At 68.1% G+C, this 19,630-nt stretch carries 17 protein-coding genes; 2 read left to right on the forward strand and 15 right to left on the reverse strand.

Annotation, left to right across the window (positions count from 1 at the left end; translation table 11 throughout):
- The first annotated feature begins 132 nt into the window (after positions 1-132).
- Complete coding sequence (locus OOB33_RS21085; protein ID WP_271010099.1) at positions 133-1,386, forward strand: hypothetical protein; 1,254 nt, start codon at positions 133-135, stop codon at positions 1,384-1,386.
- Between the two features lie 164 nt (positions 1,387-1,550).
- On the opposite strand, the gene OOB33_RS21090 is transcribed toward OOB33_RS21085, so the two are convergent.
- The 4 genes from OOB33_RS21090 to OOB33_RS21105 are packed head-to-tail and all read right to left on the reverse strand — an operon-like array spanning position 1,551 to position 5,280.
- Positions 1,551-2,396 (reverse strand): TatD family hydrolase, encoded by an 846-nt coding sequence (locus tag OOB33_RS21090; protein WP_271010100.1) that lies wholly within the window; start codon positions 2,394-2,396, stop codon positions 1,551-1,553.
- Between the two features lie 27 nt (positions 2,397-2,423).
- Positions 2,424-3,290: a formyltetrahydrofolate deformylase gene (gene purU, locus OOB33_RS21095; protein ID WP_102766548.1), complete on the reverse strand. Its 867-nt coding sequence runs from the start codon at positions 3,288-3,290 to the stop codon at positions 2,424-2,426.
- A gap of 42 nt (positions 3,291-3,332) precedes the next feature.
- On the reverse strand, positions 3,333-4,031 hold the full coding sequence (lolD, locus tag OOB33_RS21100; RefSeq protein ID WP_102766547.1) for a lipoprotein-releasing ABC transporter ATP-binding protein LolD: 699 nt from the start codon (positions 4,029-4,031) through the stop codon (positions 3,333-3,335).
- Positions 4,024-5,280, reverse strand: a complete 1,257-nt coding sequence (locus tag OOB33_RS21105; protein WP_271010101.1) for a lipoprotein-releasing ABC transporter permease subunit — start codon at positions 5,278-5,280, stop codon at positions 4,024-4,026. Before OOB33_RS21105 ends, lolD begins: the two co-directional genes overlap by 8 nt.
- Before the next feature lie 349 nt (positions 5,281-5,629).
- Here OOB33_RS21105 and OOB33_RS21110 point away from each other — a divergent pair, with 349 nt between their 5' ends.
- A complete protein-coding gene (locus OOB33_RS21110; RefSeq protein WP_102766545.1) occupies positions 5,630-6,376 on the forward strand; it encodes a PEP-CTERM sorting domain-containing protein in 747 nt (248 codons plus the stop codon).
- A 221-nt stretch (positions 6,377-6,597) separates the two neighbouring features.
- On the opposite strand, the gene OOB33_RS21115 is transcribed toward OOB33_RS21110, so the two are convergent.
- From OOB33_RS21115 to cbiE, 11 genes are all read right to left on the reverse strand, one after another.
- Positions 6,598-7,263 (reverse strand): PEP-CTERM sorting domain-containing protein, encoded by a 666-nt coding sequence (locus tag OOB33_RS21115; RefSeq protein WP_223696670.1) that lies wholly within the window; start codon positions 7,261-7,263, stop codon positions 6,598-6,600.
- A gap of 197 nt (positions 7,264-7,460) precedes the next feature.
- Positions 7,461-10,301, reverse strand: a complete 2,841-nt coding sequence (gene polA / locus OOB33_RS21120) for a DNA polymerase I (protein WP_271010102.1) — start codon at positions 10,299-10,301, stop codon at positions 7,461-7,463.
- Positions 10,302-10,353: 52 nt separating this feature from the next.
- Positions 10,354-11,112: a uroporphyrinogen-III C-methyltransferase gene (cobA, locus tag OOB33_RS21125; RefSeq protein ID WP_271010103.1), complete on the reverse strand. Its 759-nt coding sequence runs from the start codon at positions 11,110-11,112 to the stop codon at positions 10,354-10,356.
- Positions 11,109-11,504, reverse strand: a complete 396-nt coding sequence (locus OOB33_RS21130; RefSeq protein WP_271010104.1) for a (2Fe-2S) ferredoxin domain-containing protein — start codon at positions 11,502-11,504, stop codon at positions 11,109-11,111. Before OOB33_RS21130 ends, cobA begins: the two co-directional genes overlap by 4 nt.
- Positions 11,501-13,000: a PepSY domain-containing protein gene (locus OOB33_RS21135; RefSeq protein ID WP_271010105.1), complete on the reverse strand. Its 1,500-nt coding sequence runs from the start codon at positions 12,998-13,000 to the stop codon at positions 11,501-11,503. Before OOB33_RS21135 ends, OOB33_RS21130 begins: the two co-directional genes overlap by 4 nt.
- A gap of 18 nt (positions 13,001-13,018) precedes the next feature.
- The gene (locus OOB33_RS21140) at positions 13,019-15,175 is read right to left on the reverse strand and encodes a TonB-dependent receptor (protein WP_271010106.1); all 2,157 of its coding nucleotides are present in this window, start codon (positions 15,173-15,175) and stop codon (positions 13,019-13,021) included.
- A gap of 72 nt (positions 15,176-15,247) precedes the next feature.
- A complete protein-coding gene (gene cobJ / locus OOB33_RS21145; RefSeq protein WP_271010107.1) occupies positions 15,248-16,261 on the reverse strand; it encodes a precorrin-3B C(17)-methyltransferase in 1,014 nt (337 codons plus the stop codon).
- Complete coding sequence (locus tag OOB33_RS21150; protein WP_271010108.1) at positions 16,258-16,689, reverse strand: cobalamin biosynthesis protein; 432 nt, start codon at positions 16,687-16,689, stop codon at positions 16,258-16,260. The genes cobJ and OOB33_RS21150 overlap by 4 nt, the downstream gene beginning before the upstream one ends.
- Positions 16,686-17,435, reverse strand: a complete 750-nt coding sequence (locus OOB33_RS21155; RefSeq protein ID WP_271010109.1) for a cobalamin biosynthesis central domain-containing protein — start codon at positions 17,433-17,435, stop codon at positions 16,686-16,688. Before OOB33_RS21155 ends, OOB33_RS21150 begins: the two co-directional genes overlap by 4 nt.
- The gene (cobI, locus tag OOB33_RS21160; protein WP_271010110.1) at positions 17,432-18,265 is read right to left on the reverse strand and encodes a precorrin-2 C(20)-methyltransferase; all 834 of its coding nucleotides are present in this window, start codon (positions 18,263-18,265) and stop codon (positions 17,432-17,434) included. Before cobI ends, OOB33_RS21155 begins: the two co-directional genes overlap by 4 nt.
- Entirely contained in the window at positions 18,262-19,626 is a 1,365-nt protein-coding gene (cbiE, locus tag OOB33_RS21165) for a precorrin-6y C5,15-methyltransferase (decarboxylating) subunit CbiE (protein WP_271010111.1), read from the reverse strand. Before cbiE ends, cobI begins: the two co-directional genes overlap by 4 nt.
- Between the last annotated feature and the right edge of the window lie 4 nt (positions 19,627-19,630).

Below are 19,630 nucleotides of genomic sequence, written 5' to 3' on the forward strand. Positions count from 1 at the left end.
GAGCAACAGCCAGCGCCGCAACATCGAGTGCCGGTTGCTGGGCCGACTCGAACACCGAAACGCTGCATCCAATCAGAAGCACGGCCCGTGTCGACGCGTTCCCATGCGCGGCGAAACCAAGAGAAAGCCCGTATGAATCTAAAGCCCGCATGGCGCCGGTATGCGCTGTTTGCAGTCCTAGCGCTGACATCGAAAGTCGCGGCCGCGCTCGAACCAGTCGAGGTGCAGCGCTGGCAGCACGATCTCGCCGTCTATCGGCAAACCCTGGAGGCTCGCCATATTCGCCTGTACCACCGGATCTCAAAAACCGAGTTCACTGCCGCACTCGCAGGACTCGAGAACGCACTACCTCGCCTCAATGAACCGCAGATCGTCGTCGAGCTGATGCGCATCACGCGGCTCGTCGGCGACGGCCACACCCACCTAGCCTACTGGGATGCTGAGCATCACCGCTACCCGATTGCCTTCCGATCGATCGAGGGTGAATTGCGCGTCGTCCGCACGACCCCAGCCTTCCGTCAGCTACTCGGATCGAAGCTCGTCGCGGTCGACGGGATGGCGGCGTCAAAACTGCAGGAACAGCTGGCGCCGGTCGCACAGGTGGTCGAGAACGCGCAGTCACAGCGGCGCCAGACGGCCAATCACGCCAATGTCGCGGAGGTCCTCTATGGTCTCGGCGTCACGCGCCAGCCACGCCAGGCCCGCTTCGAGCTCGTCGATGATGTCGGCAAGCCTCAAGCAGCACTGTTGACCGCTCTGCGCAGCGACGATTACTACGAGCAGCTCAGCGCGACCATCGCGCCCGACACGGTGCCGCTCGGACGCAAGGTTGCCGAAGTTTCCAACCGGCTGTGGCTCAGCGCGGATCCAGCACAGGCAACCGCTTACCTCTACTTCGCGCAATATCCGTCATTTCCCGAAATGGAGCGCTTCGCCGCCAAGGTCCAGTCCTACCTGCGCAAGCATCGGATCCGCAAGCTCATCATCGACCTGCGCGAAAACGGCGGCGGCGACTTCTTCGTCGGGCTCAGCTTTGCGCACCAGATGATTCTTGTCGATGAGCTCGACTGGAACGGCGGCATCTATGCCCTGATCGGCCCTGCGACCTTCTCGGCCGGCATGAGCAATGCCGCGCAGTTCCGGCAGCTATTCAACGCCACACTGGTCGGCGAGCCAACGGGTGCCAATCCGGTAGGCTATCAGGACATGGACGGTTTCGTGCTGCCTCACAGCAAGCGGCGCGTCAACTATTCGAAGCGGATGTACCGCTTCGACGCGCCGTCAGCCGACGGACTCCAGCCCGACAAGTTTGTGCCGACCACCTGGGCCGATTTGCGACGCGGCGTCGATGCAGCCCTCGCTTGGGCGCTCGCCGATCGACGCTGAACGATGGCCCTTGGCCAGCATCTGCCAATGCTGATCGCCGGGCAGTTCGGCGATCGTTTCGCACAGCCAGGGCAGCCCGAGCGATTCCCGAGATCGAAGCAGATGAGGGCCGAACGCTCGGCCAGTTCGCGCGGCACGCCGCCCGCGACGTCGTAGGCAGCAGCTCAGCAGCCAACCCTATGCAGCCCCCCCGGCTCGATGAGCCCGCCCAGCCGCGGCAGCGCCACCCGCGCGTTCGCACTGGTGATCGCCGCGGTCTGGCCCAGGCTCCAACCCCGCAGCGCGGCCAGGCTCTCGGCGATGCGTGGCAGCTCGGCCGGCTCGTTGCGGCCCATGGCCTCGCCGCTCGAACGCTGCTCTGCCGTCTTGTACAGCCAATGCGGCGGAATGTCGGGCGCGTCGGTCTCCAGCACCAGGCTCTCGGCCGGCAACCCGGCCGCCAGGCGGCGGATCTGCTGCGAGCGCTCGAAGGTCAGCGTGCCGCCAAAGCCCAGCTTGAAGCCCAAGTCCACGAAAGCCTGGGCCTGCTGCGCGCTGCCATTGAAGGCATGGGCAATCCCGCCGCATACCGGCAAACGCCGCAGCCCGGCGAGCAGTTGATCGGCACTGCGCCGCACATGCAGCAGCAGCGGCAGCTCAAAACGCCGCGCCAGCTTGAGCTGCTCCAGATAGAAGAAGCGCTGGCGCTCGGCATCGAGACCGGGCACAAAGAAATCCAGGCCGATCTCGCCGATGGCCACCAGGCGCGGGTCGCCGTGGTGACGCTCCAATTGCTTGGCAAGCAGGGTCAGGTCTTGCTCGCTGGCCTGCATCACGTACAGCGGGTGGATACCCAGGGCGTAAACGAATCCATGCGCATGGGCCAGATCGCGCACCGTGTCGAAATCAAAGGCCGCCACCGCCGGCAGCACGATCTGCTGCACGCCGGCCGCGCGCGCGCGCGCCACCACAGCGGCGCGGTCGGGCTCAAACTCGGGCGCGTCGAGGTGGCAGTGGCTGTCAATCCACATGCCAAAGTCCCCGCAAACGGTGGTTGATCAGCGGAACACCACCGTGCGGCGGCCGTTCAGCAGGATGCGGTGCTCGGCATGCCACTGGATGGCGCGGGCCAGGGTCACGCACTCGGTGTCGCGGCCGATGGCCACCAGCTGCTCGGGCGGCAGGCTGTGGTCGATGCGGGCCACCTCCTGCTCGATGATGGGGCCTTCATCCAGGTCCGAGGTCACGTAATGCGCGGTCGCGCCGATCAGCTTGACGCCGCGCTCATAGGCCTGGTGGTAAGGCTTGGCGCCCTTGAAGCTGGGCAAGAAGCTGTGGTGGATGTTGATGGCCCGGCCCGAGAGGTCGCGGCAGAGCTCGGGCGAGAGGATCTGCATATAGCGAGCCAGCACGACCAGATCGATCTGGTTCTCGGCCATCACCTCGCGGATCTTGCGCTCCTGGGCCTGCTTCTGCTCCTCGGTCGAGTTCAGCAGCGGGAAGTGGTGAAACGGGATGTTGTGCGAGGCCGCGAGTTGGTAGAAATCGCGGTGGTTGGAGACGATGGCCGGAATCTCGATCGGCAGGTGCCCGGTCTGCACGCGGAACAGCAGGTCGTTCAAGCAGTGGCCGAGCTTGGACACCAGCAGCAGCACGCGGGTCTTGGCCGAGCGCGCCACCAGCTCCCAGTCCATCTGCAGGCGTTCAGCCAGGGGCTGGAAAGCAGCCTGCAAGGCCGAGGCTTCCGTCAGCGCCGCGCACTCAAACTCGATGCGCATGAAAAAGCGCTGGTGGTCGGCGTCGCCATGCTGGGCCGAGGTCAGGATGTTGCCGCCCTGCTCCAACAGAAAACCGGTCACGGCATGGACGATGCCGGCGCGGTCCGGGCAGCTGAGCTTGAGGATGAAGCGGGTGTCTTGGCTCATGGTCACTCGTGGAAGCAGGGAAATCAGGGGATGGGAAAAGGGTCAGGCCAAGGCCGGCTGCATGGTGCCGCCCACCAGGCTCAGCTGCTGCTGACATTGCGCCGCCAGGGTCTGGTCGTGGGTGACCAGCACAAAGGCGGTGCCCAGCTCGTGGGCCGTGGCCAGCATCAGCTCGAACACCGCTTGCGCGGTGCTGCGGTCCAGGTTGCCGGTGGGTTCGTCGGCCAGCACGCAGGCCGGCTCGGTCACCAGGGCGCGGGCAATCGCCACACGCTGGCGCTCGCCGCCCGAGAGCTCGGCCGGCCGGTGCGCCAGACGCGCGCCCAGGCCCACTCGCTGCAGCATGGCCGCCGCGCGGGCTCTCGCCTGCTCCTGGGTCTGGCGGCGGATGCGCAAGGGCATGGCCACATTGTCCAGCGCGCTGAACTCAGGCAGCAGGTGGTGGAACTGGTAGACAAAGCCCAGATGCTGGTTGCGCCAGCGGCCCAGCTCGGGCTCGCCCATCTCGGCCAGGTTGCGGCCCATCAGATCGACGCGGCCGGCGCTGGGCTTGTCCAGGCCACCGAGCAGATGCAGCAAGGTGGACTTGCCCGAACCGGAGGCGCCGACGATGGCCAGGGTCTGACCACGGCGCACCTGCAGATCCACGCCCGAGAGCACCTGCACATCGAGCTCGCCTTCGCTGAAGCGGCGGCTCAGGCCCCGCCCTTCCAAAATCAGGGGCGAAGAAGAATTACTCATAACGCAGCGCCTCCGCGGGTTGAACGCGGCTGGCACGCCAGCTCGGGTACAAGGTGGCCAGGAAAGCAAGGATCAGGGACGTCACGCCGATGGGCACGATATCGCCCCACTGCGGGTCGCTGGGCATGCGGCTGATCAGATAGATGCTGCCGGGCAGGAAGCTGACATTGAGCAGGCGCTCGATGGCCGGCACGATCACATCGATATTGAAGGCCACCAGCAGGCCCAGGCCCACGCCCGAGGCCGTGCCGATCACGCCCGAGGCGGCGCCCTGCACCATGAAGATGCCCATGATGGAGCGCGGGCTGGCGCCCAGGGTGCGCAGAATAGCGATGTCGGCCTGCTTGTCGGTCACCGTCATCACCAGGGTCGAGACCAGATTGAAGGCGGCCACCGCAACGATCAGGGTCAGGATGATGCTCATCAAGCGCTTTTCCACCTGCACCGCATCGAACCAGTTGGCATTGGTGCGGGTCCAGTCGCGCACGTAAATCTCGGGGCCGAGGGCCTGGGCCAGTTCCCCCGCCACTTGGCGCGCGCTCAGCGCTTGCTTGAGCTTGAGTTGAACACCCGTCGGACCCTCAACCTGAAAAAAGCGCGCCGCATCGTCGACATGGATCAGCGCCATGCCCGTGTCGTACTCGTAATGTCCGGCATGAAAAGTGCCGACCAAGGTGAACTGCTTCAGCCGCGGCACCACACCGGCCGGCGTGACCTGGCCGTTGGGCGCCACCAGGGTGATCTTGTCGCCCTCGCGCACGCCCAGGGCACGGGCCAGCTCGGAGCCGAGCAAGATGCCCCACTCGCCCGAGCGCAGGCGTGACAGCGGCCCGTCCTTGAGCTCGGCCGCCAGCGGCGTGACTGTGGCCTCCTCGGCCGGCGAGATGCCGCGCACCACCGCGCCACGCATGTCCTCGCCGCGGGCGATCAAGACCTGGGTGGCAATGAAGGGTGCCGCGCCGATCACGGCCGGGTTCTGTTTGGCCTGCGCAGCGGTAGCCTGCCAATCGTGCAAGGCCTGACCCTGGTAGGACTGCAGCTCGATATGGGCGATCACCGAGAGCATGCGGTCGCGCACTTCCTTCTGGAAGCCATTCATCACCGAGAGCACGATGATCAGCGCCGCCACCCCGAGCGCAATGCCCAGCATGGACACCCCGGAGATGAAGGAAATGAAGCGGTTGCGCCGCCCTCCCCGCCCGGCCCGCGTGTAACGCCAGCCGATCTGCAATTCATAAGGCCAATTCATGGCCGCGATGCTAACCGACCGGCACCACGCCACCCGGCAACGCTGCCGGCAGGCCAGGCTTCAGTCAGGCTCGGTGCTCTGCTGGCGCGGAGGCCAGCACCGCATCAAAACCGGGGCCGGCTGATCGCTCGCCCAATCAAAAGATATAGGTTAATTAATCTTTCGATTCGTCAGCGTTCGTTCGAAAACAAGCCTGCCTCTTTCGCCATTCGCACCCCGAGCTTGCGGGGTGTTGTGTTTTGAGGGCGAACTCTAAACTGTAAGCAGCAGTAAACGAAAGCCACGAGTTGGCGGGCGGCCAGCCCACGACCGATGTGCTTCGAGCCACTTCACGAGGGAACTACTCATCATGTTTTTGAACGCGAGCACGGCCCGCGCGGGCGCAGCCTTGTCCATTCTTTTCGCGGCCAGCGGCTTAGCCGTGGCTGGGCCTGTGCTGGATCAGGCGCAGGAAGCCAAGTTGAGCGTGAGCAGCAGCTCCGCCAAATACAGCCTGGACAAGACGAACAGCCAAACCGCCAATATGGCGGGCACGGGCTGGGGCTCGGGTTCGACCAAGTTCGCCTTCGAATACAACTACTCGGCCGCCACCGGCGCCGCCAACTTCGACATCCGCTGGGGCGTGCGCACCAACCAGGATGGCACGTACAAACTGGGGTCTGGCAGTTCCATCTTCGCCCCCAAAGGCAGCTTGAACAGCGTCAACAGCCAACTGATCGGCAAGAGCTACGGCTCGATCACCCTGACCGTGCAGGACAAACAGAGGTCGCCCGCCATCGATGTGGATCTGTTCGACATCGCCCTCAACGGCGTGGAACTGGGCAACAGCTACCCCGGCGGTGTCTACCCCGGCATCAGCTACCAGCTGTACCAAGGTGCAGCGCTGCAAGACATCCAGCTGACCGGCTTGTTCACCGTGCGCAATGGCAGCTTTGACGGTGACCGTGTCCCGGGCCTGAACGCCACGCGCGACATGGCCCTGTTCGATCTGGACTTCAAAGACCTCAACAAGGTGCCCGAGCCCAGCAGCCTGGCCCTGCTGCCTCTGGCACTGGCGGCCGCCTTCGCGGCGCGACGCCGCCAGCGCCACGCCTGAAACTAAAGCCAGCAGCAGCAGCTGCACTTCAAAAGGCCGGTCTTTCTGACCGGCTTTTTTTTGGTTCGCCCTCGGATCGCAGCCGGGTCCGCGAGGCTGCCGGCCCAGATGAGCCGAGCGCCGGCCGAAAAAAACAAACCCGTCCGCACCGAGGTGGGGACGGGTCAACGCTGATTGGCTGAACCTCCGGCAGGCACGAGGCCTGCGGCTCAGCCCAAGAATCAGGCGCTCTTGCGGCGGCGGGCCACGGCGGCCACGCCCAGCAGGCCCAGGGCCATCATGCCGTAGGTGCTGGGTTCCGGAACGGCCGCAGCAACGCCGAAGGTGACGTTGCCGGAGTTCCAGACACCGTCGGGGTTGACGCTGGCGTCGTCAAAACCTTCGTGGAACTCCAGGCGCAGGATGCCATCGGCGCCCACCTGGAAGGACAGGCCCAGATCGACCAGGCTGGCCGAACCCGAGTAGCTGTTGGTGCCCGAGTCATCGTCGCCAAAGCCAGGGTTGAAGACCACGCCGTCGCCGCCGGCCGAGCTGCCAAAGGCCAGGGTCAGTTCCGACAGCCAGCTCGGGTCGTTGGCGGTCAGGTTGACGTTCCAGTCCACGCTGGTGATGGTGGCAAAAGCGCCCACGTAGAAGTTCAGCACCACATTGCCGGCGTCGCCGTACTCGCCGAAGCTCTGGATGCCCGTGACATCCACGGCTTGCGAAGTCAGGGCGTTGACTGCGGATTCATAAGGTGCACCGCTGACGGAGACGCCACGGCTGGCCAACTGGCCCAGCGCCGATTTGGCCGGCTTGATATCAGCTTGAGCAGCGCCGGTCATGGCCATGGCTGCGGCGGCCACGGCACCAAGAATCAGCTTGCGTGCGGTTTGCATCGTTGTCATTTGAATTCCTTGGATGAGAAATAAGTCACGCCCACAACTCCCCGGGGCTGTGAAGAATTTCTCATATCAGGCGAAGTCGACCTAGAGGGCGCACCCTGAGTCCACCCGCTGTAGCACAAGCAAATGACAGGGGTTTTCCCCGGGGGCGCCGTTCGGCCTGTGCCATTTGGCAGCGCCCACCTCGGTGAAAACCCGTCTCAGTGGGCCTGTTCCCAGTTCGGGCCCACGCCCACCTCGGCCAGCAGCGGCACTTTGAGCTGGGCCACGCCGGCCATCAGGCGCGGCACCTCGCGGCGCACCCAGTCCAGCTCGGCCTCGGGCACCTCGAAGACCAGTTCGTCGTGCACCTGCATGACGATGCGGGTGGACTTGGCGCTTGCATCCAGCTCGGCCTGCACCGCCAGCATGGCCAGCTTGATCAGATCGGCCGCCGTGCCCTGCATGGGTGCGTTGATGGACTGACGCTCGGCACCGGCCTTGCGCGGGCCGTTGCCGCCCTTGATCTCGGGCAGGTAGATGCGCCGGCCGAACAAGGTCTCGACATAGCCCAGCTCGGCCGCGCGTGCCTTGGTGCTGTCCATATAGTGCTTCACGCCGGCAAAGCGATGGAAGTAGAGCTCGATGTAGTCACGCGCCGCCTTTTGCTCGATGCCCAGGGACTGGGCCAGACCGAAGGCGCCCATGCCGTAGATCAGGCCGAAATTGATGGTCTTGGCATAACGGCGCTGCTCGCTGGTGACCTCGCCCAGAGGCGTCGAGAACACCTCGGAGGCGGTGGCACGGTGCACGTCCAGGCCTTCGCCGAAGGCGCGCAGCAGGCCCGGGTCCTCGCTGATATGGGCCATGATGCGCAGCTCGATCTGCGAATAGTCGGCACTGACGATCACATGGCCCGGCGGCGCGACAAAAGCCTCGCGCACACGCCGGCCTTCCGCGGTGCGGATGGGAATGTTCTGCAGATTGGGGTCGTTGCTGGACAGGCGCCCGGTCACCGCCACCGCCTGCGCGTAGTTGGTGTGCACCCGGTGGGTGCGGGCGTTCACCATCAGCGGCAGCTTGTCGGTGTAAGTGCTCTTGAGCTTGGCCAGGCCGCGGTATTCCAGCAGCTTGGCCGGCAGCGGGTAGTCGAGCGAGAGTTTTTCCAGCACCTCTTCGTCGGTGGAGGGCGCGCCGGTTGCGGTCTTCTTGACCACGGGCAGGCCCAGCTTGGTGAACAGAATCTCGCCGATCTGCTTGGGCGAGCCCAAGTTGAAGGGCTGGCCGGCGATGTCGTAGGCCTCCTGCTCCAGGGCCAGCAGGCGCTGGCCCAGCTCATGGCTTTGCGCCTGCAGCAGCTCGGGGTCGATCAGCACGCCGGTGCGCTCGATGCGGGCCAGCAAGGCACTGCTGGGCATCTCGATGTCGCGGTAGATGCGCAGCAGGCCGGGCTCGGCCTCGATGCGCGGCCACAGGATCTGGTGGACCTGCAAGCACATGTCCGAGTCTTCACACGAGTACTCGGCCGCCTTGGCCACATCGACCTGGGCGAAGGGGATCTGGTGCGCGCCCTTGCCGCACAAATCCTCGTAGCTCACGCCCGCGCGGCCCAGGTAGCGCTCGCCCAGGGCGCCCAGGCCGTGGGTCTTGTGCGCTTCCAGCACATAACTCTGAAGCAGCGTGTCATGCTGCACGCCGCGCAGGGCAATGCCGTGGTTGGCCAGCACATGGGTGTCGTACTTGAGGTTCTGGCCCAGCTTGGGCGCGTTCGCGTCCTCCAGCCAGGGCTGCAGCGCGGCCAGCACGTCGGCCAGGTCCAGCTGCACCGGCGCATCCGGGCCCTCGTGGCGCAGGGGCACATAGGCGGCCTCGCCGGGCGCCACGGCAAAGGAGATGCCGACGATGCGGGCCTGCATCGGGTCCAGAGAGTCGGTCTCGGTGTCCAGGGCCACCAAGTGTGCGCGGCCGATGCGGGCGATCCAGTCCTGCAGCTGCGCCATGTCCAGCACCGTCTCGTAACGGCGCTCCACATCGGCCAGCGCTGCCGCCGGCGCGTCGGCGAACAGATCGCCGCTGACCGGTGCGGCCGCCTTGGACGTGCCGGACGCACCACCGCTGATTTCCTTCAGCCAGGTCTTGAAGCCATAGCGGGTGTAGAAATCCTGCAGGCCGGCGCGGTCCACCTCGCGCAGGGCCAGGGCTTCCAGCGCCGGCCAGTTGGGCACATGGCCCGACAGGTCGCAATCGAGCTTGACGGTTACCAGCTTGCGGCCCATGGGCAGCCAGTCCAGGGCCTTGCGCAGGTTCTCACCGGCCACGCCCTTGATCTTGTCGGCGCTGGCGATCACGCCGTCCAGCGAACCGTACTCGGCAATCCACTTGGCCGCCGTCTTCGGACCCACCTTCTCGACACCCGGCACGTTGTCCACCGTGTCGCCCATCAGGGTCAGGTAATCGATGATGCGATCGGGCGGCACGCCGAACTTGGCGATCACGCCGGGGATGTCCAACGTTTCGCAGTCCACCGCCGGGCCGCCCCAAGGTGCGCTGCGCGCCCCCTCGGGGGGCTGCTGCGCAGCAGCTGGGGGCGCCGCCTTGTTCATGGTGTTGATCAGGGTGACGTCCGGAGTCACCAGCTGCGCCAGGTCCTTGTCCCCGGTGGACACCACCACTGCATGGCCGGCCTCGGCCGCGACCCGGGCCAGGGTGCCGATGGCGTCGTCCGCCTCGATGCCGGGCACCTCCAGAATCGGCCAGCCCAGCAGCTGCACCACCTCGTGGATGGGGGCGATCTGTTCGCGCAGCGCATCGGGCATGGGCGCGCGCTGGGCCTTGTACTCGGGGTACCACTCATCGCGGAAGGTCGGGCCCTTGGCATCGAACACGCACACCGCATGCTCGGCTGCGACCTGATCGCGCAGGCGTTTCATCATGGCCACCATGCCGTGGATGGCGCCGGTGGCCACGCCCTCGGGCCCGCGCAGATCGGGCATGGCGTGGTAGGCGCGGTAAAGATAGCTGGAACCGTCGACCAGCAGCAGGATGGGTTTGGTGTCGCTCATCCACACATTGTCGCCCGCATTGTCGCCCGCATTGTCGTGCAGGCCGCCCGGCTCAGTCGTCCCGGTAGTCCGGGCTCAGGGCCACCGTCTCGCCAATGATCAGCAGGCCCGGTCGCGGCCCGTAGGCCGGCGCCCGCTCCAGCAGGCGGCTCAGGCTGCAGGCCAGCACCCGCTGGCCCGGCCGCGTGCCGTCCTGCACGATGGCGGCCGGCGTGTCGGGGCTCAGGCCATGGGCCATCAGCTGGCCGGCGATGCGCGGCAGACGGGCGATGCCCATGTAGAAGACCCGCGTCTGCCCCGGTCGCGCCAAGGCCGGCCAGTCGAGCTGCTCGTCAAACGGCGTGCCTTCGTCGGCCAGCTGCCCGGCCAGGAACACGCAGGCGCGCGCCATGCCGCGCTGCGTCAGCGGGACGCCGGCCGCCGCCGCGCAGCCGCTGGCCGCCGTGATGCCCGGCACCACCTCGCAGTCAATGCCGGCCTCGCGCAAGGCCAGCATCTCCTCGCCGCCGCGGCCGAAGACAAAGGGGTCGCCGCCCTTGAGCCGCACCACCTCACGGCCGGCACGCGCCTGCTCGATCAGGATGGCATGGATCTGCGCCTGGCCCACCATGTGCGCGCCCGCCGCCTTGCCCACATTGATGCGCTCGGCCCGCGCCGGCAGCAACTCCATGATCTCGGGCGAGATCAGGCGGTCATGCACCACCACCTCGGCCGCCTCGATGCGGCGCAGCGCCCGCAGGCTGAGCAGATCGGCCGCGCCCGGCCCGGCGCCGACCAGGCTCACCCGCCCCGGCTTGCTGGTGCCGCTCATGGCTCAGCCGCTTCTTCATCACTGCAGCCCGGCCCCTGGTGGAAGACCAGCTCGGCCACCGGCCGGCCGTCGCGCAGATGCTCGGTGATGATGCGGTCCAGGTTCCCTCCCCGGGCATTGAAGTACCAGGTGCCATCGGGCTGCACGCACATCACCGGCCCGCCCTTGCAGGCGGCAAAGCAGCTGACCCGGCTGCGCTTCACGCGCAGCTCGCCCTCGTGCAGGCCGGCGGCCTTGAACTTCTCGCCCAGGCTGTCGAACAAGGCCTGGGCCTCGCCGTCGGCCGTGCAGCGCGGGCCGGTGCAGACGAGCAAATGGCGGCGGTAGCTGGCGATCTTGGGGCGGACGATGGGCGCGTCCGAAGTCGGTGGGGAAAGTTCTTCATCATTCATGGCGTGGCAAGGGCTTTCTGGCCGGAAGGGCGTTTGAGTATGGAGGGGCGGCGTCCGCGCAGGCGGCGCCAGCCGAGCACGGCACCCGCGGTCGTCAGCGCCAGGCCGGCCAGGCTCAGGGCGATGACCCAGGCATCGCGTGCCCAGCCCAGGCCGAGCAAGGGTGGCAGATCCCAGCGATGCAGGGCATGGAAGAGCCAGCGGTTCCAGCGGCCGGCGGCGTCCAGGCGCAAGGCGATGCGGGCGCTGCGCGGGTCGAGGTAGACACTCACGCCGTCGGCATAGTCCAGGCGGTAGACGGGAAAGCTGCGCGGGTGGTGGCGCAGCGGGTAGTAGTACAGGTCGCCCTCGTGCAGCCACTGGCCGCCCCGCAGCGCCTGATCGGGCCGCAGGGCCTGGCCGGCGGTCTTCAGCTGCGCCTCGCTCAAGCCCTGGGGCAAGACCTGACCCTCGGGCGAGATCAACTCACTGCCGCCCTGGGCCAGGCGCGCCAGCCACCAGGTCTGCGATTGAAAGCGCAGCGCCTCCAGCTCCACCACACCCGGCCGAGGCGCGGGCAGCGCCAGGGAGGCAGCTGGCAGGCTGCTGCCCTGCCAGCGCTGGCGCTCCTGCCGCGCGGCCTCGCCATCGCCGCCGGGCCAGCCCCCGGGGCCCATGGACAGCCAGCCGCTGAACAACCAGGCCAGCAGCACCGCGCCGCCGCCCAGGCCCAGCAGATGGTGCCAGCGCTGCCAACGCTCGCGGTAGGGCGAGACACTGCCGCTGGCGTAGCGGCGCCGCAGGCGCAGGCGTTGCAGGCCCAGCATCAGGCCCAGCACACACATCAGCGCCGCCGCGCCGCTGCTCCAGAGAATGATCTGGCGCCAGAGTTCTGTGTGCTGGCGCAGCGGCGTGATGTAGATCCAGTGCGTGACCGAGCCCAGCCAGTTCCAGGCCCGCTCCCAGCGGCGCGTGTCCAGCAGCAGCTCACCGCTGGCCTGGCCGATGTAAAGCTCCAGGCCCTCGTCGTCGCGAAAGGCCGCGCGGTAGAACGGGCGCTGCGCATTGAAGCGGCTGTACACCGTCCACTGGTCGCGCTCCAGCAGCTCCAGCTCGGCCAGCTCCAGCGGGCGCCCGCTCAGGCCACGGGCATAGGTGCGGGCCAGCTCGGCAGCCTGGGCCGCATCGAGCGGCGGCCGCGGCTGGCCGCTGAGGCCATCGACGGCGAGCCAACGCTTGCCGGCCTGCAACAGATAGACCGGCCGGCCCAGCTGCTGCTGCAGGCGCAAGCCGCCCGCCTCCGCAGGGGTCGAGGCACTCACGGCCGCCCAGGCCTGGGCCGGCGACACGGCAGGGGCGCGCGCCGGCAGCTCGGCCAGGGCGCGCTGGCGCTCTTCCGCGCGCAGCTCGGGCCGCGCCACAAACAGCATGACCAGGCCCGAGAGCAGCCACAGCAGCACCAGCAGGCCCAGGGCGATGCCGGCCCAGCGGTGGATCAGATGAAGACGGCGCCACATCGCTTGAGCTCCCGGCTGTCAGTCGAAGCGGTAGTCCAGCACCAGATCGGCGCTGCGCGGCTTGCCCAGCATGGCCTGGCTGGCGGTGTAGGTGCTGGTGGCGTAGAGGCGGTCACCCAGATTGCGCAGCTGTAGGCGCAGCGCACCCTGGCGGCTGAAGCGCCAGCCCAGCGAGGCATCGAGCACCGTGTAGCCGGGCAGGCTCTGCGTGTTGGCCGTGCTGGTGTAGCGCTGGCCGACATGGCGCAGGCCGGCGCCCAGGTCGAAGTCGCCCTGCTGGCGGCTGAGCCAGAGATTGGCCAGGCGCTCGGCCACATTGGGCGCGCGCTTGCCCGCCAGCGAGAGGCCGGCGCTGTCGAAGAGCTCGGTATAGCGGGCGCGCAGCAGGCTGGCATTGGCATCGAGGCGCCAGCCCGGCGCCGGCGTCCAGGCCAGGCCCAGCTCCAGGCCGCGCGAGCGCAGTCGCCCGCCCTGCACGCTCTCGCGCGGGTTCTTGGGGTCGGGCGTCAGGATGTGGGTCTTGGCGATCTGAAACAGAGCCGCCGTCCACTCCAGCTCCGCACCCCCCTGCTTGAAGCCCACTTCGGCCTGCCGGCCCTCGGTCAGGCGCAGGGCAGCATTGGCCTTGCTCAGGGTGGCGATGGTGCCCACCGGGTCGGTGCCGCTGCTGAGCTGGCCGTAGAGGCTTTGCGCCGGGCTGAGCTGCCAGACCGTACCCAGGCGCCAGGCCGTGGGTGTGAAGCGGCCGCTCCAGGCATCGGGCTTGGGCGAGAGGATCTGGCGATCGACGACGCTGCGGTCGCGGCGCAGGCCGGCGCTGAGATGCCAGCCGTCCAGCGGCTGCCAGTCGGCCTCGGCGAACAGGGCCAGCTGCTCGGTCTGCGAGCGGTTGCGGGGCAGCAGCTCGGCCGCGGCGATGTAGCGGCCGGGGTCGAAGCCATGCAGGGGCACGCTGCTGACCGTCTTGGTGTCATACAGGTCGTTGGCATGCTGAAAGCGCAGATCCATGCGTTCTGCGCCCAGCGACCAGTTCAGACGAGCACCCGGCCCACCCTGCCCGCCCTGCCCCAGCAGCTCGGCGCGCAGCCCGTTCTGACGCAGCTCATGCGCGATGCCCAGATAGCCTGAGCGCTGCACCGTCTGCGCATCGGCGCTGAGCGCGTACTCCTCCAGGTTCTGCCAGCGCCGGTCGGCCTCAAAGCGGTAGGCCACCACGCGGGCGGCCAGGCCCTCGGCCAGCTGCCAGTCCAGGCGGGCGCGGGCGCGCTCCTGGTCCATGCGCCAGATCGCATCGCTGATGTTGTAGTTCTCGCCGCGCAGCTCGGACCAGAGCTGGCCGTTCTTCAAGGGAGAGCCAAAGTAGGCCGTCGGGCTGTCGCGGTGGATGTCCAGGCTCAGATCCACGCGCAGATCGGGCGTGGCCTGCCAGCGCAGCAAGCTCATCAGCTTGCGGTTGCGATGCTGACCGCGCGCGACGAAGCCATCGCCGCCCTTGGCCAGCGCATCCAGGCGCAGCCCGAGTTGCTCGCCCAAAGGCCGGCCCAGGCCCAGGCCCAGGCGGTACTCGCCGTCCGTGCCTAAGCCGGCGGTGAGCTCGCTGCGCGCCTCGCGGCCCGGCGATTTGCGCACCAGATTGATCAGGCCGCCGATGGCGCCGTCACCAAACAGCACCGAGGCCGGCCCGCGCAGGATCTCGATGCGTTCATAACCAAAGCTGTCCGCCGGGCTGGATTGGGTGCCCGAGGCCGTGGCCATGCGCAGGCCGTCCTCGGCCTGGGCCACCGAATCATTGCCGCTGAAGCCGCGGCTGCTGTAGGTGCTGCCCGAGCCCGGCGAGCCCAGAGCCGCCAGGCCGGTGCTGCGCGAGACCAGCTCGGCAACGCTGGCGTCACCCCGCGCGCGCAGGCGCTCCACGTCCAGCACCTCGATGCTGGCCGCCGTTTCCAGCGGACTCAGGCCCAGCCGGGAGGCGGTGCTTTGCGGCGCTTGCAAGACACTGCGTGCCCCGCGCTGCGCCTGGCCCTGCACCTCCACCCGCTGCAGAGCCTGCGGGCTCGCCGGCACAGGCTCGTTCGCCTCCGCCGCAGCTTCGGCCCAAGCCGGCGACAGCAAGGCCAGGCTCAGGCCCTGCCACCACAAAGTCCGGCTCCACGGCCCTGGCTTCCCTCGTCCCATGCACTTCATCTTTGTTCTCTGGCTCACTTCAAACACTCACACTTCTTACTTCTGCTCCCGCACACCCATCGTTCAGGCCGCTTCTTCAGAGGCGGCCTCGACGGGCTCGTCCTCCAGCGCCTCGCTCAGCGTGGCGCGGATGTAGTCAGGCGGCAGGCGGTGGCGCGCGGCCAGAACCTCGATGCTGTCGCCCGCCGCATGGTCGGCCTGCAGCCCTTCCAGCCAGCCGAGCAGGCCGGTGGACAGCGAGCGTCCTGGCCGCTCACCCGCGCGGGTCTCGCCGCCTTCGCTCAGGTCGTACTTGTTGGCATAGCCGCGCGGCGTGACCATCAGGCCATGCTGGATCACGGTGTTGCTGTTGCCGATCAACACCGTGCTCAACATGCCGATCTCGCACTCGCTCATGCGGTCCAGGGTCGTGAACTCGATGCGCTCGCGCCGGCGGTAGGCGCTCTTGACCACGGCCACCGGCGTATCCGGCCGGCGGTGGCGCAGGAAGAGGCGCTGCGCCTCGACGATCTGGCGCGTGCGGCGGCCGCTCTTGGGGTTGTAGAGCGCCACCACAAAATCCGCCGCCGCGGCGGCATCGAGCCGGCGCGCAATCGTCGGCCAGGGCGTCAGCAGGTCGGACAGCGAGATCGAGCAGAAGTCATGCGTCAGCGGCGCGCCCACGCGCGAGGCGCAGGCATTGATGGCCGAGGCGCCGGGCACGATCTCCAGCTGCACCGGATCGTCCGGCGTCCAGCCGGCCTGGAACAGCACCTCGTAGGTGGGCCCGGCCATGCCGTAGACGCCGGCATCGCCCGAGGAAATCAGCGCCACCTTCTTGCCCAGACGGGCCTGCTCCAGCGCGCTGACCGCCCGGTCCAGCTCCTCGGTCATGCCCTTGCGCACGATCTCCTTGCCTTCCAGCAGATCGGCCACCAGCTTGATGTAGGTGACATAACCGATCACCACATCGGCCTCGGCAATCGCCGCGCGGGCGCGCAGGGTCATGTGCTCGACGCTGCCAGGGCCGATGCCCACCAGCATGATGCGGCCGGGGCTGGGATGGTTAGGCTCGCTGGGGCTTTGTGCTTCATTCATGGCTTCAGGTCCTTGTGCATACGGGCCACCGACACGGTGGCGTGGCGCCCATCGGCGCCGCGGTGCTTGTGTTTTTCCAGCAGCAGATCGCTGACCCGGCCGCCGCCCAGCAGCAGGGCCGCCGCCTCGCTGACCGAGGGCGTGCCGGTGTGGCGCCGCACTGTCTCCGAAGGGTTGGGCACCTCGACACGGGCCAGCTCGGCCGCGCTGAAGAAGTGCAGCGGCCAGCCCTGGGCCGCGGCAAAGGCGAGCAGGCCGGCCTCGTCGGCCTTGAGCGCGATGCTGGCCAGGCCGCGCACCTGGGCCGAGCCGCAGCCCAGGCGCACCAGGGCCTGGGCCACCGCCTGGGCGATGGTCTCGGCCGAGGTGCCACGGTCACAGCCCAGGCCCAGCACCACCGGGCCCTCGCAAGGCAGGCACATGCTCATGCCCGCGGCGGCCGGTAGACGACCAGGCGCTCGGCCAGGCGCTGCCAGAGGACTTCAGGCACCTCCGCATGGGTGACCCAGAGCACGGCCTTGAAGCGGGCCAGGTCCACCTCGGAAAATCGCTCGAAGCGCTGGATGTGGGCCGGCAGCGGCGTCGGCCGTGTCCACCAATGCGGGCTGCCGGCCTCCTGCACAAAAGCGATCGGCTCCTGGTTGACCACATGGGCGGAGACACGGGTGATGTTGATCTTGGGCGCCTCGACCCGCCAGCCCAGCTCGCGACCCAGGATGTCTACCGGAATGGTCTTGCCCACGTCCGAGGCCGTGGTCAGCACCGGCGTGGCGCGTAGCAGGGCCGCGATCTGCTCGGCCATGGCATTGGCGCCGCCGACATGGCCGCTGAGCACCGGAATGACGAACTCGCCCGCATCGTCGACCACCAGCACACCGGGGTCCTCGTCCTTGCTCTTCAGATGCGGCGCGATCAGCCGCACCACCGCACCCAGGGAGACGAAGAACACAATCTGGTCATAACGCGCGAACAGCTCGCCAATCTCATCCTTGAAGGCGCCGCTGTAGACGCGCAGCGGGTTGGCCAGGCCGGCCAGGGCGGGCGCGAACTTTTCGGCCACGCAGAGATCGGCCTGAGGCAGCTCGCGCGCCAGGGCCGCCACCTGGGCGGCGCCATGCTTGGTGATGGCGACCAGGACCACGCGTGGCGACGCGGTGAGGTTCTCAGGATTCATGTTTCGCTTTCATCGGGTTGTGGTGCCTCGTCCGGCTCGGTGGCCGCCTGGCTTTCCTCCTTCTTGCGGCAGCCGCGCTGCAACTCGCCGCGCACCCGCCCCGGGTTGCGCACCAGCAGCAGGGACAGGTAATTGACTTTGGTCCCGCGCAGGCTGGCCACCTCGTGGACGATGCGCTCGACCGGGCTTCCGGCTTTCTCGATGAAACGGCTGTGGGCCAGCAGGCCGCGCCGCTCCAGCAGATCGATCAAGTCGTCCAGCAGGGGCTTGACCTTCATCAGCACCAGGGTGTCGAAGTCCTCCAACATACGTTCGACCGCGGCGATGCCGTAGGCCGCCGGCACGATGGCGATGGTGTCGTCCTGCTCGGACAGCGGCATCTGCAACTGGGCGCAGGCGGCGTTGAAGGAATTGACCCCGGCGACGATCTCGATGCGGGCCTCGGGCTCCAGCTCGCGCAGCACCCGGGCCAGGTAGCCAAAGCTCGCGTAGGTGGAGGCATCGCCCTCGACCAGGAAGAGCACGTCCTGCCCGCCGTCCAGCAGGGCCCGCACCGTCTCGGCCGCCTTGAGCCAGTGGCGGGCCAGCTTCTCGGCGTCATGCGTCATCGGGAACAGCAGGGACTGGTGCTGCGCGGGCGGCTGCAGGCCGGCGCGCAGGGCGATGTCCAGGGCATAGCTGTCCTTGCGCAGGCTGCGCACCGGATAGGTCCAGACGGCATCACGCCGCTCCAGCAAGGCCCAGCCGCGGCGGGTGATGAGCCCGGGGTCGCCGGGGCCCAGCGAGACGCCGTACAGCGTCCCTTTGGCTTGCACGAGCTTCTCACTCATGCCGCGGTCCCGCGCTGCGCGCACACCACCCAGACCGGGTTCTCGGCCGCCAGCCGGTGCATGTGCAGGATGGGCTTGCTGCGCGAGGCCTGCAGCTGCAGCACATCCCAGCTCGCGCCCACGGCTTTCAGTGCCGCCACCGCCGTGGCCAGGTTCTCCAGGGTCACGAAGTTCATCACCAGCCAGCCCTGGGGTTTGAGCCGGGAGAACACGCGCTCGATCAGCTCGACCAGCTCACCGCCCGAGCCGCCGATGAACACCGCATCCGGCGCGGGCCATGCCTCCAGGCCCTCGGGCGCGCGGCCCTGTTGGCTGCTGTGGTTACTCAGGCCCAGGCTGCGGCGATTGCGCTCGATGATGGCGGCGTCCTCGCTGTTCTTCTCGATGGCGTAGACATGGCCCTCGGGGCAGAGCCGCGCCGCCTCCAGGCCCACTGAGCCAGAGCCGGCGCCGATGTCCCAGACGATGCTGTTGGCACGCAGCTGCAGGCGCGCCAGCGACACCGCGCGAACCTCGCGTTTGGTCAAGAGGCCCTTCTCCGGCTGGCGTTGCTCAAAAATCTCATCGGCCAGGCCGAAGAGCACCGGCCGCGGCCGCGGCTGCAGGCGCAGCAACAGCATCACATGCAGGGGCGCAAAGCGCAGCTCGGCCACCTCGGCCACGCTGAGCTCGGCCCGCACCCGCTCGCCCGGCTGGCACAGGGATTCGGCCACGGCGATCTGAAAGGCCTCGCCCAGCCCCTCGGCCAGCAGCATGCGGGCGATGCGGTCCGCGCTGTTCTCCGGGCTGGTCAGCACGGCCACCCGCTCCTGCTGGCGCAGGGTCTGCAGCAAGGCGTAGAGCCCATGCGAGGCATCGGCGCCGGGCTGCCACTCGCCGGCATCGCGGCTGTGCACCGAGCAGAACTTCAAGTCCTGCCAGGGCAGGCCCAGGCGGGCGCAGGCCAGCTGGATGGTGCTCAAGTTCGGCAGCACCTCCAGCGCGTCGATGCACAGGCGTGCCGCCAGATAGCTGGCGATGCCAAAGCACAGCGGGTCGCCGGTGGCCAGCACCACGCAGCGCTGGCCCTGGGCCTGGGCCTCGCGGACCCAGAGCGGCACCTGGGACAGGGCGCTGCCGATCTCGTGGCGACGCGCGCCGGGCGCGATCTCGGCCTCGAACAAAGCCAGGGTGCGGGCCGCGCCGATCACGCAGTCGGCCGCGCGCAGCTGGGCCAGGGCGGCCGCACTGAGACTGGCCGCGCCATCGTCCAGCACGCCGATCACCTGGCAGCGCCGGCCGCTGAAGCGCTGGCCTTCGTAGCGGGTGTCCTCGCCCAGCGGCAGGCGCGGCACATGGGTGTGGGTTTCGGAAATCGTCATGTCT

The organism is Paucibacter sp. B51, from assembly GCF_027863535.1.
Classification (GTDB): domain Bacteria; phylum Pseudomonadota; class Gammaproteobacteria; order Burkholderiales; family Burkholderiaceae_C; genus Paucibacter_A; species Paucibacter_A aquatilis.

Coding starts and splice junctions, on each gene's coding strand:
- OOB33_RS21140 (WP_271010106.1), bottom strand. CDS start 15,175: ATGGGACGAGGGAAGCCAGGGCCGTGGAGCCGGACTTTGTGGTGGCAG.
- OOB33_RS21090 (WP_271010100.1), bottom strand. CDS start 2,396: ATGTGGATTGACAGCCACTGCCACCTCGACGCGCCCGAGTTTGAGCCC.
- OOB33_RS21130 (WP_271010104.1), bottom strand. CDS start 11,504: ATGAATGATGAAGAACTTTCCCCACCGACTTCGGACGCGCCCATCGTC.
- cobI (WP_271010110.1), bottom strand. CDS start 18,265: ATGAGTGAGAAGCTCGTGCAAGCCAAAGGGACGCTGTACGGCGTCTCG.
- OOB33_RS21135 (WP_271010105.1), bottom strand. CDS start 13,000: ATGTGGCGCCGTCTTCATCTGATCCACCGCTGGGCCGGCATCGCCCTG.
- OOB33_RS21150 (WP_271010108.1), bottom strand. CDS start 16,689: ATGAGCATGTGCCTGCCTTGCGAGGGCCCGGTGGTGCTGGGCCTGGGC.
- cobA (WP_271010103.1), bottom strand. CDS start 11,112: ATGAGCGGCACCAGCAAGCCGGGGCGGGTGAGCCTGGTCGGCGCCGGG.
- OOB33_RS21155 (WP_271010109.1), bottom strand. CDS start 17,435: ATGAATCCTGAGAACCTCACCGCGTCGCCACGCGTGGTCCTGGTCGCC.
- purU (WP_102766548.1), bottom strand. CDS start 3,290: ATGAGCCAAGACACCCGCTTCATCCTCAAGCTCAGCTGCCCGGACCGC.
- cobJ (WP_271010107.1), bottom strand. CDS start 16,261: ATGAATGAAGCACAAAGCCCCAGCGAGCCTAACCATCCCAGCCCCGGC.
- OOB33_RS21115 (WP_223696670.1), bottom strand. CDS start 7,263: ATGACAACGATGCAAACCGCACGCAAGCTGATTCTTGGTGCCGTGGCC.
- OOB33_RS21105 (WP_271010101.1), bottom strand. CDS start 5,280: ATGAATTGGCCTTATGAATTGCAGATCGGCTGGCGTTACACGCGGGCC.
- OOB33_RS21110 (WP_102766545.1), top strand. CDS start 5,630: ATGTTTTTGAACGCGAGCACGGCCCGCGCGGGCGCAGCCTTGTCCATT.
- lolD (WP_102766547.1), bottom strand. CDS start 4,031: ATGAGTAATTCTTCTTCGCCCCTGATTTTGGAAGGGCGGGGCCTGAGC.
- OOB33_RS21085 (WP_271010099.1), top strand. CDS start 133: ATGAATCTAAAGCCCGCATGGCGCCGGTATGCGCTGTTTGCAGTCCTA.
- polA (WP_271010102.1), bottom strand. CDS start 10,301: ATGAGCGACACCAAACCCATCCTGCTGCTGGTCGACGGTTCCAGCTAT.
- cbiE (WP_271010111.1), bottom strand. CDS start 19,626: ATGACGATTTCCGAAACCCACACCCATGTGCCGCGCCTGCCGCTGGGC.